General features: G+C 59.1%; 10 protein-coding genes and 2 tRNA genes. 6 read left to right on the forward strand and 6 right to left on the reverse strand.

Features of this window, described 5'->3' with window-relative positions:
- Positions 1 to 72: 72 nt before the first annotated feature.
- The 3 genes from MchiMG62_RS06260 to MchiMG62_RS06270 form a co-directional block, all read right to left on the reverse strand.
- A complete protein-coding gene (locus MchiMG62_RS06260; protein WP_221058438.1) occupies positions 73 to 1,578 on the reverse strand; it encodes a PH domain-containing protein in 1,506 nt (501 codons plus the stop codon).
- Positions 1,575 to 2,162 (reverse strand): PH domain-containing protein, encoded by a 588-nt coding sequence (locus MchiMG62_RS06265; RefSeq protein ID WP_221058440.1) that lies wholly within the window; start codon positions 2,160 to 2,162, stop codon positions 1,575 to 1,577. The genes MchiMG62_RS06260 and MchiMG62_RS06265 overlap by 4 nt, the downstream gene beginning before the upstream one ends.
- Positions 2,163 to 2,277: 115 nt before the next feature.
- Entirely contained in the window at positions 2,278 to 3,459 is a 1,182-nt protein-coding gene (locus tag MchiMG62_RS06270; RefSeq protein ID WP_221058441.1) for a bifunctional 5,6,7,8-tetrahydromethanopterin hydro-lyase/3-hexulose-6-phosphate synthase, read from the reverse strand.
- A gap of 164 nt (positions 3,460 to 3,623) precedes the next feature.
- Here MchiMG62_RS06270 and MchiMG62_RS06275 point away from each other — a divergent pair, with 164 nt between their 5' ends.
- Positions 3,624 to 4,190, forward strand: a complete 567-nt coding sequence (locus MchiMG62_RS06275) for a DUF421 domain-containing protein (RefSeq protein WP_221058443.1) — start codon at positions 3,624 to 3,626, stop codon at positions 4,188 to 4,190.
- Positions 4,191 to 4,816: 626 nt separating this feature from the next.
- Here the strand turns inward: MchiMG62_RS06275 and MchiMG62_RS06280 are convergent.
- A tRNA-Trp gene (locus MchiMG62_RS06280) sits at positions 4,817 to 4,969 on the reverse strand.
- A gap of 95 nt (positions 4,970 to 5,064) precedes the next feature.
- Here MchiMG62_RS06280 and MchiMG62_RS06285 point away from each other — a divergent pair.
- On the forward strand, positions 5,065 to 6,765 hold the full coding sequence (locus MchiMG62_RS06285) for an AMP-binding protein (protein WP_221058445.1): 1,701 nt from the start codon (positions 5,065 to 5,067) through the stop codon (positions 6,763 to 6,765).
- Between the two features lie 96 nt (positions 6,766 to 6,861).
- Entirely contained in the window at positions 6,862 to 7,380 is a 519-nt protein-coding gene (locus MchiMG62_RS06290) for a GNAT family N-acetyltransferase (protein WP_221058447.1), read from the forward strand.
- Between the two features lie 34 nt (positions 7,381 to 7,414).
- On the opposite strand, the gene MchiMG62_RS06295 is transcribed toward MchiMG62_RS06290, so the two are convergent.
- Complete coding sequence (locus MchiMG62_RS06295; RefSeq protein WP_221058448.1) at positions 7,415 to 8,722, reverse strand: amidohydrolase family protein; 1,308 nt, start codon at positions 8,720 to 8,722, stop codon at positions 7,415 to 7,417.
- Positions 8,719 to 9,390 (reverse strand): MTAP family purine nucleoside phosphorylase, encoded by a 672-nt coding sequence (locus MchiMG62_RS06300; RefSeq protein WP_221058451.1) that lies wholly within the window; start codon positions 9,388 to 9,390, stop codon positions 8,719 to 8,721. Before MchiMG62_RS06300 ends, MchiMG62_RS06295 begins: the two co-directional genes overlap by 4 nt.
- 145 nt (positions 9,391 to 9,535) lie before the next feature.
- Between MchiMG62_RS06300 and MchiMG62_RS06305 the strand changes: the two genes are divergently transcribed.
- From MchiMG62_RS06305 to MchiMG62_RS06315, 3 genes are all read left to right on the forward strand, one after another.
- Positions 9,536 to 10,663: a nicotinate phosphoribosyltransferase gene (locus MchiMG62_RS06305; protein ID WP_221058453.1), complete on the forward strand. Its 1,128-nt coding sequence runs from the start codon at positions 9,536 to 9,538 to the stop codon at positions 10,661 to 10,663.
- Positions 10,664 to 10,720: 57 nt separating this feature from the next.
- Positions 10,721 to 10,792: transfer RNA gene (locus MchiMG62_RS06310), tRNA-Ala, on the forward strand.
- 460 nt (positions 10,793 to 11,252) lie between these two features.
- Entirely contained in the window at positions 11,253 to 13,265 is a 2,013-nt protein-coding gene (locus tag MchiMG62_RS06315) for an ATP-binding protein (RefSeq protein WP_221058455.1), read from the forward strand.
- Positions 13,266 to 13,581: the final 316 nt, after the last annotated feature.

A 13,581-nucleotide genomic window follows, 5' to 3' on the forward strand; every position in this document is an offset into this window, starting at 1 on the left:
TTTTTCTCATACCGATCGAGCTGATTCCTCTTCCCAGATTCGAGATCTCTCACAGCCGGGGCCTTCCCCTGCTCAGATACTGTTCTTCCGGTAATCGTACTCCCCGCTCGCGATCCGCGCCATGACGGTCTCGCCGATGGCTGCGAGCCGGCCCTCCTCGAAATATCCTGATCTAACGCTCGCCCCCCCGATCGCCGAGAGGAGATGCACCCTCGCCCTCGCGACGCCGAAGAGCCGGGCGACCGGGCCTCTCGTTATCCGGACCATCTGCACCCTGTCGTAGTTCATCACGACGGTCTCGCGGTCGACGGCGCCGTTCACGAACGTGAAGAGGTCGCTATCCGTGCCGAACTCCGTGATCCGGTAAGAGACGTATGCCGCGTAGAGTATCGTGAGGATGGCGGCTGCCGTCGCGAGCGGCAGCGCGTACGGGCGCACCGTGCCGGCGATCCCGGTCAGGGCCGCCGTCGCGCGGTAGACGTAGATCGACGGATAGACCATCGCCAGAGCGAGCGCGAGAGAGGCTATAGCGGCCCGGACCAGGAGCACGCCTCTCGCGCCCGCGGGCTGCCGCTCCCGGTCTCCATCATACACGAACTCCGGCACCAGCTCTTCGAGAAGTCTCTGCTGCGCCGCATCGTCCTTCAAGAGGCAGAGGACGGGGCGGAGGCTCTCCCCGCTCCCGGACGCGAGCCCTACCACCTCCACCTCGATGCACGACCGGTGCAGGAGCCGGGCGATAAGAGTCCGCTTTACCCGGACGGCGTTGATCCGTGAGACGTCAAACGACGTCTTATACGTCCGGATCAGGCCGTGCTCCAGGTATATCGTGTCGCCCCGGCGGTATACCCGGTAGTTGTAGTAATGGGATATCAGCGAGACCGACGGCGCCAGCTGGACGACAACGAACATCAGCAGGGAGACCAGTGCTCTCCCGTCCACCCCTGTCCCCGCGGAGAGATACAACTGGAAGACTGAGTAGGCCAGGAACGCAAAACCCGATACCGTCTGGTAGGTCGAGACGCTGAAGAGGCCGTGGACGATCACGTCCGCCGGGGAGAACGTGGCCGGGGGTTCGGCCGGCTCTTCTTCCGGGACGGGTTCGCCGCCGTACAGCCGCTCCGCCATCCCCGCCCGTATCCTCTCCGCCGCATCCTGCCGGAACGTCAGGACGGCTTCCGGCACCGTGGCACCGCTGCCCGAGTTGATGTTGACGAGCAGCCTCGACGTCCCGAAGACCCTGTTCAGAACGCCCCGGTTTATATTGACCGACGCCACTTTCGCGTAGGGGAGCGTCTTCTTCATCTTGAAGAGGGTGTTCCTCTCCACCACCACGCCCGTCTCGTCGAACCGGACGGTCGTCCGGCTCCATTGCCGGTAGTTGAAGAGCACCAGCCCGATGAAGAGAATCGCGAACACGGCCGGTACGGCACCCCTGCCGAGCTGCGTGGCGAGGACGGCCAGCACCACGATTGCGGAGAGCGAGCGCTCCACGATGATGCTCGGGTGGCACCGGATCGTCTCGCCATGACGAGTTGGGGTGTCCGCAGCCGTATCGCTGCTGCACTCGTCGGTCATTCGTCTGCAGCCCCCGGCCGGGGGCCCGGGGTCGTCGGCATCCTGTCCCGGAGCATCCTCCCGATCAGGTTGTTGAGCCGGTCGGCCACCTTCTCAGCCTCGTCAAGTTCCAGGTACCTGAGGGTCGCCTCGCCTCCTGCCGTGGTTATGGTGACGTCCGCGAGGCCGAGCAGGTTGTTGATCGGCCCTCTCGCGATCTCCACCTGGTGCACCCGCTCGATCGGTACCAGGGTATGGCGGATGAACACGATCCCGCAGCGCACATCAACCCGGTCTTCGGTGATCCGGTAGCGGTACCGGGCGTAGAAGACCGGCGGAGCCACGGCTATGTAGACCAGGACGAGCCCCAGGACGACCAGGAAGCCGTACCCGATAAGATCGTAGTAGGGGCCCAGGAACCCCTGCGCGTAGGTCCTTGTGAGGAAATAAGCCGCGAGCAGGACCGCATACCCTATGGCGTAGTCGATGTACATCGAGAGCATGCACTTCCGGTTCAGCCGCCGACATCCGTCCGTGCCCGTTCCGGGTTCCGGCGCTCCCCCGTCGGCCGGAGTCTGCCTGCTCACCGGGCCGGGAAACGACATGGTCAATCGTTGCCGTTCCGCTCACGTTAACCTATTGTCCCGGACGGCTTGCATCCCTGCGCCGCCGGGCAAATTTTGCCGGAAACTCTCCGGCGAAAAAAGATATCGGCCGACGTTAGAAGTCGGTCATGATTCTGAACTGATCGATCTCTTCGGTGCTCAGTTCCTGGAGGAACTCTTCGGCCGCGTGCTGGATGTTCTTGCTCGCGGTGATGGCGCGGCCGACGACCAGGATGTCCGCGCCCGCCTTGAGCGCGTCCTTCACGACGGGCTGCCGGATGCCGCCCGCCGTCGCGACCAGCAGCCGCTCGCCGCCGGCCTTCTTGATCGCCGGGATATCTCCCCAGGCGTAGTCGGTATCCTCGATGTCGATGCCCCGGTGGAGTTCCACGACGTCCGGCTTGACCTTCAACTGCTCGATGACGGCGACGGGGTTCTCGACGTTGAGCATATCCACGACCGTGTAGATCCCGGTCTTCCGGGTATCCTCGATCGCCTTCTCGATCGTCGAGATGGGCGCGAGGCCGGAGATCACGACGGCGTCGGCGCCGGCGTCGGCGGTCATGCGGGCCTCGAGGTTCCCGGTGTCGAGGGTTTTGAGGTCCGCAACGATGAACGCGTTCGGCCGGATCTCGCGGATCTCGGAGATGATCGAGAGCCCGAACTTCTTGATCAGGGGCGTGCCCGCCTCGATGATCAGGTGGTCGTTCTGGGGCAGCGACTCGAGGACCTTCCGCATGTGGTTCCTGTCGACGAGGTCCATCGCGACCTGGAGGTAGGGCGGGTCCCAGAGCCGCTGGACCTTGAAGCCCATGACCGCGTGGGCGGCCCGGTCCTTCTCATGCAGGAGCGTCTCGACGTCGGGGAACCGGTCGAGCGCCCGGCGGAGCGCGAGTTTCACCGCGCCGTAGTTGAACCGGTAGATCTTGTTGTAGTCCTCTGCAGCGGGGTCGAGGTAGACGCTCGCCATGATGACGGTGTCCTCGATGTCGATCCCCTCAAAGACGCCTTCCTCGACCGAGTCCGCGACGGCCTTCGCCACCGCGGCCTGGACGGGCCCGAACATCTGGTTCACCTGGTACCCTTTCTTCATGGTGACCTTCGGGATGATCAGCGTCGAGGGTTTCGCCGGCAGGTTCGGCCTGACGACCGCGAGGAGCGGCGTGTGCCCCTTCGAAAGCTGCGAGATCGAGTTCGCGAACGCCTGTCCTACCGCGCCCTCTTTGTTTCCCATTATCAGATCTATGTGCGCAAGTTCTGCGCCGTCTCCAACCAATGCTTCACCGATGAGATACATATGGATGCCCTCAGATAGTGCTGAAATATTGGTGAGGCAGGTTTAAAGACCTCCCGGTCAGGGCGATACTGTTATGTGCGGGAGATCCGGTTCAGGAGACCGGGCGAGGACGTCTCCCGCAAAACAGGGGAAGGTATAACCCGGTCACGGTTCACTCACGCCCGATGTCGGAACCTTTCGTCCTCCAGACGCCGCTCGTCGAACTCGCCCTCCGGGCGGCGGTGATCTATTTCTTCCTCCTGCTTGTCATGCGGGTCATCGGCAGGCACGAGTTCGGGCAGCTGACGCCCTTTGACCTGATCCTCCTGCTCATCATATCCGAGAGCATCTCGCAGGCGATCACCGCGGGCGACGACTCGCTCCTTGCAGGGCTCGTCAGCGCGTCGACGCTCCTCGGTCTCTCGGTGCTCGTCTCCATCGGGCAGTATAAGAGCATGCGGATCCGCAAGATCGTCTCTCCGGAAGCCCTGAAGGTGATCGAGAACGGCAGGGTCATCGAAAAAAATCTCCGGCGGGAGTTGATGACGCACGACGACCTCATCGAGCGGCTCGCACTCTTCGAGTGCTCGAGCTCCGGACGTCCCGTCCATCGCACTCCGGGCACGGGGCATCGATGGGGTCGAGAAGGTGCGGGTGGCCTACATCGAGAGCGACGGCGACATATCGGCGCTCACCTACCGGGAGACCGACCGGCACAGGGCCGCGGCCGCAGAGGAGGAGAAGAAGACTGAGTGACCTGCTCTGCAGGACATCTTCGCGTCCTTCGCGGCGCGAAGCCTACGGCTTCTCAGACTCCTTCCCCAAAGGGGAAGTCGTTCTTCGCGTGAGTTGACAGTTTATGAGTAATGACACGGCCTCACGCGAAGTGCGACGGATGGAATGTCCGGAGCATGAGAAGCCATCTGGCTTCGAAGGGGAGTTACTCACAACCAAACGGTTCTTCGCGGCTTCGCGTGAGGTAACTGGTGCAGATAACGATACAGTCTCACGCGAAGGACGCGAAGCCGCGAAGAACGACAGGCCGAAGGGCCGGAGTTCGAGCACCGTCAGGCGCGAAGTGCGACGCTCCGTAGGAACGGAGCTTGAGAAACCCGGAGGGTTTCGAAGTGCGACTGGCTGAAGGGCAGGAGCATGAACACCGTAGGCGTGAAGCCGCGAAGAACGACAGGCCGAAGGGCCGGAGTTCGAGCACCGTCAGGCGCGAAGTGCGACGCTCCGTAGGAACGGAGCTTGAGAAACCCGGAGGGTTTCGAAGTGCGACTGGCTGAAGGGCAGGAGCATGAACACCGTAGGCGTGAAGCCGCGAAGGAGAAGTTCCAGAGATACCCTGCGGTATCCGGTGAAGATCATAAGAATGTGGGGTCGGTGAGATTTGAACTCACGATCGACGGGTCTCTCCGACATGCATCAGTGCTCCAACGGGTCATCATCCGTTAGTCAGGAGACCCATTGTTCATCACGTGCAAAGACCGCTGGAGCCCGTCGCCATTCCGGGCTTGGCCACGACCCCTCTGTCCTCTATATCTTTGACGGCCATGCAGTATAAGGATTACGCTCGGTAAGAACCATTAATCATATAACCGTCACAGAACCCATTTATATAGAATGGTTGAGGGCAGTTACGCGTGTGGGAACTCGCAGATACCCCTGCTTGGCATCACCATCGGTGAAATGCTGAACCGAATCGCAGCGGCGCATCCGGAGAGCGATGCGCTCGTTTCCGTCCACCAGAATATCCGCTGGACGTATGCGGAGTTTCTTGAGCGCGTCGACACCCTGGCGCGTGCCCTGATGGCGCTCGACGTGGAACGCGGGGACCGGGTCGCCATATGGGCGCTGAACTACGCGGAGTGGGTGCTCACCCAGTTCGCCACCGCAAAGATCGGCGCCATCATGGTGAACATCAACCCGGCCTACCGGACCTACGAGTTCGATTACGCCATGAAGCAGTCGGAGGTCCAGACGCTCCTCATCCAGGGGCGGTTCAAGACCTCCGACTACGTCGGGATGTTCTACGAGTCCTGCCCGGAGGCGTTCGAGGCGAAACCTGGCCGGATCAACAGCGACAAGTTCCCGTTCTTAAAGAACGTCGTCTTCCTCGGCGACATTCCCTACAACGGGATGTACACCTGGGACGACCTCATGGCGAAGGCCGACCTCATCAGCCCCGGCGAGCTCCGGGAGCGGGAGGCGTCGCTCGACTTCGACGACGCGGTCAACATCCAGTACACCAGCGGGACGACCGGGTTCCCGAAGGGCGTCGTCCTGACCCACCACAACGTCCTGAACAACGGGTTCATCATCGGCGAGGGGATGAAGTTCACTCACGAGGATCGGCTCTGCATCCCGGTGCCGTTCTACCACTGCTTCGGCATGGTGCTCTCGAACATGGCCGCCGTCACCCACGGGACCGCGATGGTGCTGCCGGCACCGGTCTTCAACGCCGAATCGGTCCTCAAGACCGTGCAGGACGAGAAGTGCACGGCGCTCCATGGGGTGCCGACGATGTTCATCGCGGAACTCGCCCACCCGGACTTCCCGAAGTACCGGCTTGATACGCTCCGCACCGGGATCATGGCCGGGTCGCCCTGCCCGACCGAGGTGATGCGGGAGGTCAACAGGAAGATGAACATGTCCGAGATTGTGATCGTCTACGGGCAGACGGAGACCTCCCCCGGCGTCACGATGACGACGACCGCCGATCCCCTGGAGCGGCGGGTCTCGACGGTGGGGAAGCCCTTCCCCCACACCGAGATCAAGATCATCGACCCGCACACGAAGAGGATCGTCCCCCGCGGGGAGACCGGCGAGATATGCGCCCGGGGCTACTGCGTGATGCGGTGCTACTACAACAACCCGAACGCCACCCGGGCGACGATCGACGAGAACGGCTGGAACCACACCGGCGATCTCGGGACGATGGACGAGGAGGACTACGTCAAGATCGTCGGCCGCCTGAAGGATATGGTGATCCGCGGCGGGGAGAACATCTACCCGCGCGAGATCGAGGAGTTCCTTCATACCCACCCGAAAATTGCCGACGCCTACGTGATCGGTGTCCCGGACCGGAAGTACGGCGAGGAGCTGATGGCCTGGGTCAAGACCGACAACGGTGCGGTCCTCACGGAGGATGAGGTGAAGGAGTACTGCCGCGGGAGGATCGCGCACTTCAAGATCCCGCGCTACGTCAAGTTCGTCGACGACTTCCCGATGACGGTCTCGGGCAAGATCATGAAGTTCAAGATGTGCGAGATGGCGATCGAGGAGCTCGGCCTCGAGAGCGAGTCGAAGATCGAGACGGCGTAACCTGCCCCCGCCGCCCGGGTTCGAGCCCCGGGAGGGCGCACTCTTTTTCTGGCCGGACGGCAATTCTGCAGGCCCAACCGCGCAGGAGGGCACACCATGATCATCAGGCAGGAGAGCAGGGACGACTACGATTCCATCTATCACCTGGTAACAACCGCCTTCGGGGCGGCCGGAGCCGGGGACGACAGCGAGCAGAACCTGGTGGCTACTCTCCGGAAGAGCGAGAGATACGTTCCGGAACTCGCGCTGGTGGCCGAGGAGGACGGGAAGGTCGTCGGGCATATCATGCTGACCCGGACCTACGTGACGAACGGCGGCCCCCGGTTCGAGGGGCTCCTCCTCGTTCCGGTTGCGGTGATGGCCGAGTACCGCGGCCGGGGTATCGGGACGGAACTGATATCGACGGCCCTGAGGCGGGCGACCGGCATGGGGTTCAAAGCGGTCTTCCTGGCCGGGGACCCGGAGTATTACTGCAGGTTCGGGTTCGTGCCGACGATACGCTACGGTATCCGGTCTTCAATCGATATCCCCGGCGAGATGGTCGGGCATATCATGGTCTGCGAACTGGTGCCGGGCGCCCTCGACGGTGTCTCCGGCGTCGTGGAACTCTGTTAGTTCCTATGCGCCGCTTTTTCCGCAAAAAAAAAGTTCAGGAGGACTCTTCCGCCCGCGCGACGAGCGACCGGGCGGTCATTGCGGCCTCCCGGACGATCTCCTCTTCCCCCGGGACCTCCCGCTCGTGCATCAGGATCCTCCCCTGGCAGAGGACGGTCATGACCGTGCCGCCGTTGCAGGCGTAGACGGCGTTCGAATCGGGGTGGAAGAGCGGGGTGTTGCAGACCGCACGGGCGTCGAGGAGGACGATGTCGGCCGGTGCGCCGACGGTCAGGGTGCCGGGGCCGGTGCCGAGCGCCCGGGCGCCCGCCGCGGTCGCCATCGCGATCGCCTCGCCGGCAGGCAGAAGGGTCGGCGAGTTCCAGGCGAACTTCTGGAGGAGGGCTGCGAACTTCATCTCCTCCATGAGATCCAGGTTGTTGTTCGAGGAGCAGCCGTCGGTTCCGAGGGCGACGTTCGCCCCGTACTGTCTCAGCCAGTGGTAGGGCATCGCCCGGTTGACGGCGAGTTTCATGTTGCTCGCCGGGTTGTGGGAGGCGGTGACGCCGCGCTCTGCAAGGAGCCGGCACTCTGCCTCGTCGAGCCAGCAGCAGTGCGCGGCGACCGTCCGGGGGGTGAGGCAGCCGCATTCGTCGAGGAGGTATGCGGGGCGTTTGCCGAACCGGGCGACGCAGTCGACGACCTCCTTCTCGGTCTCGGAGAGGTGGACGTGGATGCCGATCTCCTGCTCTTCTGCGAAGGCGGCGCACCAGGTGAGCCCTTCGGGGGAGACGGTGTAGACGGAGTGGGGGCCGACGGCCGCCCGGATCCGCGGGTTATCGAGCGATGTTATGTGGGCGACGAGGGCCTCCGTCGCTTTGATCTCGGCCTCCCGCTTCTCCTCCATCCCGAGGTCGATGAACCCGTAGGCGAACGTCGCCCGCATGCCCATCTCGTCGGCCGCGGCGGCCGCCCGGTCCATGAAGAAGTACATGTCGTTGAACGCGACGGTGCCGCTCTTGATCATCTCCAGGCACGCGAGTCTGGTGCCGGCGTAGACGTCGTCGCCGGTGAGGTGGGCCTCGAGCGGCCAGATCTTCTGCGAGAGCCAGTCCTGCAGGATCATGTCGTCGGCGTAGCCGCGTAGCAGGCTCATCGCGGCGTGGGTATGGGTGTTCACGAGGCCGGGGACGGCGACCCGGTCGGAGCCGTCGATGATGATCTCGGCGTCGATGGTCTTTCTGGCGTCCTTCCCGATCGCGGCGATCGCGCCGGTCTCATCGACCGCGATATCGACGGTCGCTCCGTCGACGGTGACCCCGGCGATCAGGACGGATCCTCTGGCGGTGAATATCTCGTTCATGCAAATCTCTCCACGATATTCTCAAGAATCTTCTCGGTTCTGCGGCAGTTCGCCCGCGAGGTCGCGAGGATGTGCTCGTAGGTCAGGGTCTCTTCCCCGAGACCGTTTGCGTAGTTGTCCACGGTGCAGACGGCGGCAAACCGCATCCCGAGTTCGAGGGCGAGCGTCGCTTCGCTTGCAACCGTCATGCCGACGATATCCGCCACGCGGGCAAGCGCTTCGACCTCGGCGACCGTCTCGATCCGCGGCCCCCGGGTCTGGGCGTAGACCCCGCCCGTCCGTGCGTCCGGTACCAGTTCGGCCAGGGTGCGGACGAGATCCGCGTCCAGTTCCGGCCGGACGTGATCGATCGAGCACTCGTGGATGGACGGGATGTCGGTGACGCTCAGATAATCGGTAGGGATGACGATCGAGCCCGGCGGGATCTCCTGCTTCAGGGACCCGGCGGAGCCGAACGCGACGATCTCATCCACCCCGAGGACGGCGAGCGCGGCGAGGCACGCACGGTAGTTGATCCGGTGCGGGGGGAGGTTGTGCTGGTGGCGCAGGAGGAGCGCGAAGGCCCCGGTGTGCACCTCCGCCTTTCCGTAGGGGGTGGCGACGGTCGTCTTCTCGAGCGCCGGCAGGTCGGCGAAGAGGAGGCTCGTGCCCCCGATGATCCCGAGCACTAGATCCTCTCCCCTACAGCGGCATACGCTTCTCCGTACGACATTCTCCTTAGAGTGTAGACCTCCCAGCAAAAAAGACTCACCGTTCCGGTGCCGCCGGATCGGTTCAATAAGGATTTACGCCATCGCGACAACCGGAATATCCATGGGGCGGTTTCAGGTGGTCGGCGAGGACGCCATCAAGAACGGTGAGTGCACGGACATCTACTTCCGGCGGGTCGTGGAGGTGATGGAGCGGGACGGCATCAACCCGCACGTCGCGATGGAGGTGACGGCGGCGGCGCTCCCGGACCCGTGGGGTGTCTTCTGCGGGCTTGACGACGTCATCAACCTGCTCGAAGACCTCCCGGTGGACGTGGACGCAATGCCGGAGGGTTCGGTCTTCTCCAGAAACGAGCCGGTGCTCCGGATATCCGGGCGCTACCGGGACTTCGCGGTCTACGAGACCGCCATCCTCGGGTTCCTCTGCCACGCCTCGGGGGTGGCGTCGGCGGCGGCGCATATCCGGCTCGCCGCGGGCGGCCGGCCGGTCTTCTCCTTCGGGTCGCGCCGCCAGCACCCGGCGATCGCGGCGATGATCGAGCGGGCGGCCTGGATCGGCGGGGCGGACGCTGCGAGCAACACCTGTGCGCCGGACGGGATCCCGCTCGCGGGGACGATGCCGCACGCGTTCATCATGTGCTACCCGGAGCAGGAGGACGCCTGGCTCGCGTTTGCGCAGGGCGCGGGCCCGGAGGTGCCGCGGATCATGCTCGCCGACACCTTCTCCGACGAGGCGGACGAGGCGGTCCGGGCGGCGGCATGCGGGGCGACGGCCGTGCGGCTGGACACGCCGCGGTCGCGCCGGGGCGACATGCGGGCGATCATCGAGGAGGTGCGCTGGGAGCTCGACGTCAACGGTTACCCGGACGTGAAGATCTTCCTCTCGGGCGGGCTTACGCGCGCGGAGGTCGCCGCCTACCGCGACGTCGCCGACGCCTTCGGCGTCGGGGGCGCGATCGCGAACGCCCCGGTGATCGACTTCGCGATGGACATCGTGGAGATGAAGGGCCGGCCCTACGCGAAGCGCGGGAAGCGGAGCAGTACAAAGCAGGTCTACGACCTCCCCGGCGGTCGGCGCCTCGTGCTCCCCGCCCGCACCCCGGCGCCGAAGGGCGCGGTGCCGCTCCTCGCGCCCTGCATCAAGAACGGCGTCGCCCTCGTGCGCCCGAAGATGGAGGATGCGCGGGAACGGGTGCTCTCGCGGCTTTCAACCCTTGCCGGGGAGGATTAGGGGGCGGCCCGCCCCAATCCTTATTATGTGATCGCGATCAACATTGTAGGGTAACAGGGGCCGATAGATCAGGGGTAGATCGCTTCCTTGGCATGGAAGAGGCCGCGGGTTCAATTCCCGCTCGGTCCATGTTGTTTTTTTGGGATGTTGTTTTCGCGGAGTGAGTTCTATAGATTGCGTCTTTTGTTGATGTGCAGGGATTTCTGCTGGCCGGCGTTGATGCGGTTTTTTTAGGTAGGCGTGGATTTCCGGAGAAGAGTGGTGTGCAGGCGTCGCCGGATACGTTTTTCGTGAGGTTCGTTTGGTATTTTCTCTCTCTGATTATTCCCTTTCAAGCGTACGTAAACTTGCATTTTTGTACGTACACTCCAGCGATCACGCGTGGGCGGCAGGAGGCCTTAGGGAGGTAGTAACATTCATGAGAGGTAAGGGTGTGTCATGATACACTCTGTCTGGTTTTCTGGGAATTCTCTATAACACCAGGTTTTGGCTTCATATTACAGCGGAAATGGTTCTCTGATGGCCTTTACCCCTTAAAAGTAAAAACAAAACCTTAATGGGAAGTGCTTATTACAATACTCCTTGCCGTATGCCAGAAGAAGTTAAAATCACCACAGACGGTATCATTACTGCCTTGAGCAAATTAAATTTTACTGATAAGAATTTCCCCAAAGCAGTGGCCGAATATATTTGGAATGGCTTTGATGCTCGTGCGTCCATAGTTGAGATCGACTATGAATTTAGCGCAGGGGGGTTACGAAGGCTTGTTGTCAGGGACAATGGTCATGGAATTCCCCAGGATCAACTCAATCTTAAATTTCAACCCATTTTTGAATCGGATAAGCTCAAAGACGACAGCAATAACCGAAACACATCACAGTACCATGGGAAAAATGGATTGGGTAGGTTGACGTTTGCTACTTTCGCACAAAGAGCTCGATGGGAAACGGTGTACCAGCAAGGGGAGAAGACATACTCATATTCTATTGAAATATTAGGTAGCAGGCTTGAATTATTCTCGGGATTGGATGAAATGCCCGAAGAATCCAATAAACAATCAGGCACAATGGTGACATTTTCTGACTTTAAAGAATACAATCACAATAAATATGGGAAAAACGTAGGGGAAACTGAATTATTAGATTATTTGAAGCGGGAATTTTGCTGGTTCTTGGAGCTGAATAAGTATAAGGGCTATAAACTAATTGTTAATGGCGAAGAGTTAGATTATAGTCCACTTATAGAAGATGAAGAAAACTTTACATTAACAGGGAAACGACAAGGAGAAAAGTTTTCCATACGTTATGTTAGATGGAAAATACCCCTAAATCAAGAATATTCAAGGTATTACTATTTAGATCATAATTACACCGAACTCCATAAAGAGTACACGACACTGAATAAGAAGGGAGATAAGTTTTATCACAGCGTTTTCATCGCAAGTAAATACTTCAGTGACTTTAAATTCGACTCCACGGAAGATCAAGAGAATATCACTGGATTTGGGCGCTCGGATGAGACGTTCAAGCAATTAACTGATCAACTACATGGATACTTACGAAGAAAAAGGAAGCCATTTTTACGAAAACACGCCAAGCAAGTCATCGCAGAATTTGAGAGAGAAGGTATCATCGTAAAAAAAGATGCAGATTCCTTTCAGTTAATCCAGATAGAAGATCTGGAAGAAGTTATCCGAGAAATATATACTACCCAACCGCGAATTTTTTCGAATTTAAGTAAAGAACAACAAAAGGTGTTCGTAGACCTCCTAAATGTTGTATTAAACTCTGAAGATAGGGATAAAATTCTGAAAATTATTGAGGAAATTGTTGAGCTTGATGCTGACGAGAGAGGAGAATTGGCCGAGCTGCTTAAAGTAACTGAAATGCAGAAAATTGTTAAGACAATAAAATTAATCGCCGATAGACAAATGGTACTGAAATTGATAGAAGAATGTCTATTTAATGACTCCTTTGGAGCAAATGAGGTAGACCACATCCAAAAAATTGTGGAAAGCAATACATGGCTTTTTGGGGAACAATATGCCTTGGTGGCGGCAGCTGAAGACACCTTTGAGAAAGCCCTTCGAAATCATATTCGCATACTATCGGCAAAGGATGAAGAAGTTCACATTGATAATCCTGATAAGAATAAACAGGTTGATGTCTTCATCTGTCGGCAAAATAAGCACCAAAAAGGGGTTCACAACGTTATTATCGAACTTAAACACCCAAAAAAGCGAATTGGGTTAGAGCAACTAAATCAAGTGAAGACCTATTTAAGCGTGATATTATCTGAATCCCGGTTTAATGGTGATAGTTTTTCGTGGGAATTCATCTTAGTCGGGACGAAATACGATTCAAGGGGTCTCATTGTGAGAGAGATAAAAAGTTATGAGGGGAAGGGAGAAAGAGGGATAGTCCAAGATTTAGAAAATTCTAAAATATACATTCGGAAGTGGAGCGATATATTAAGCGATTGTGAAATCAGGCACAGTTTCATAAATAATCAGCTTGACATCCAAAAGAACAGGCTCATTGAAAAAACGAAAACCGCAGATGATGCAGTTAAACAAGCAAATGCCTCTTCAGCGGCGATATGATTCGATGTCGAATATGGCATTGAAAGTCAGAGCGATTCAGGGTGTCAGAGTGAAGAGATGTCTCACTGAAAAAAACGATTATAACAATTAGATATTATTGATATCCTATACTGTTAGTAGTAGGCGCTTTTCCTAAAGGTTTCCGGGAGTTTCTCGATAAAATATAGCAATCCTCTGTTTCTGTGGATGTCGGTAATGGAGTGACACCGATCACAACCCCTACCGTTTCACGCCTTCTAACAGTCTTTCAGGCAGTGAACCTGTCAAGGCTGACCGAACCACTCACACATGGGATCTTACCTATTTCGAATTATGA

Origin of the sequence: Methanoculleus chikugoensis (assembly GCF_019669965.1) — an archaeon.
GTDB lineage: Archaea > Halobacteriota > Methanomicrobia > Methanomicrobiales > Methanoculleaceae > Methanoculleus > Methanoculleus chikugoensis.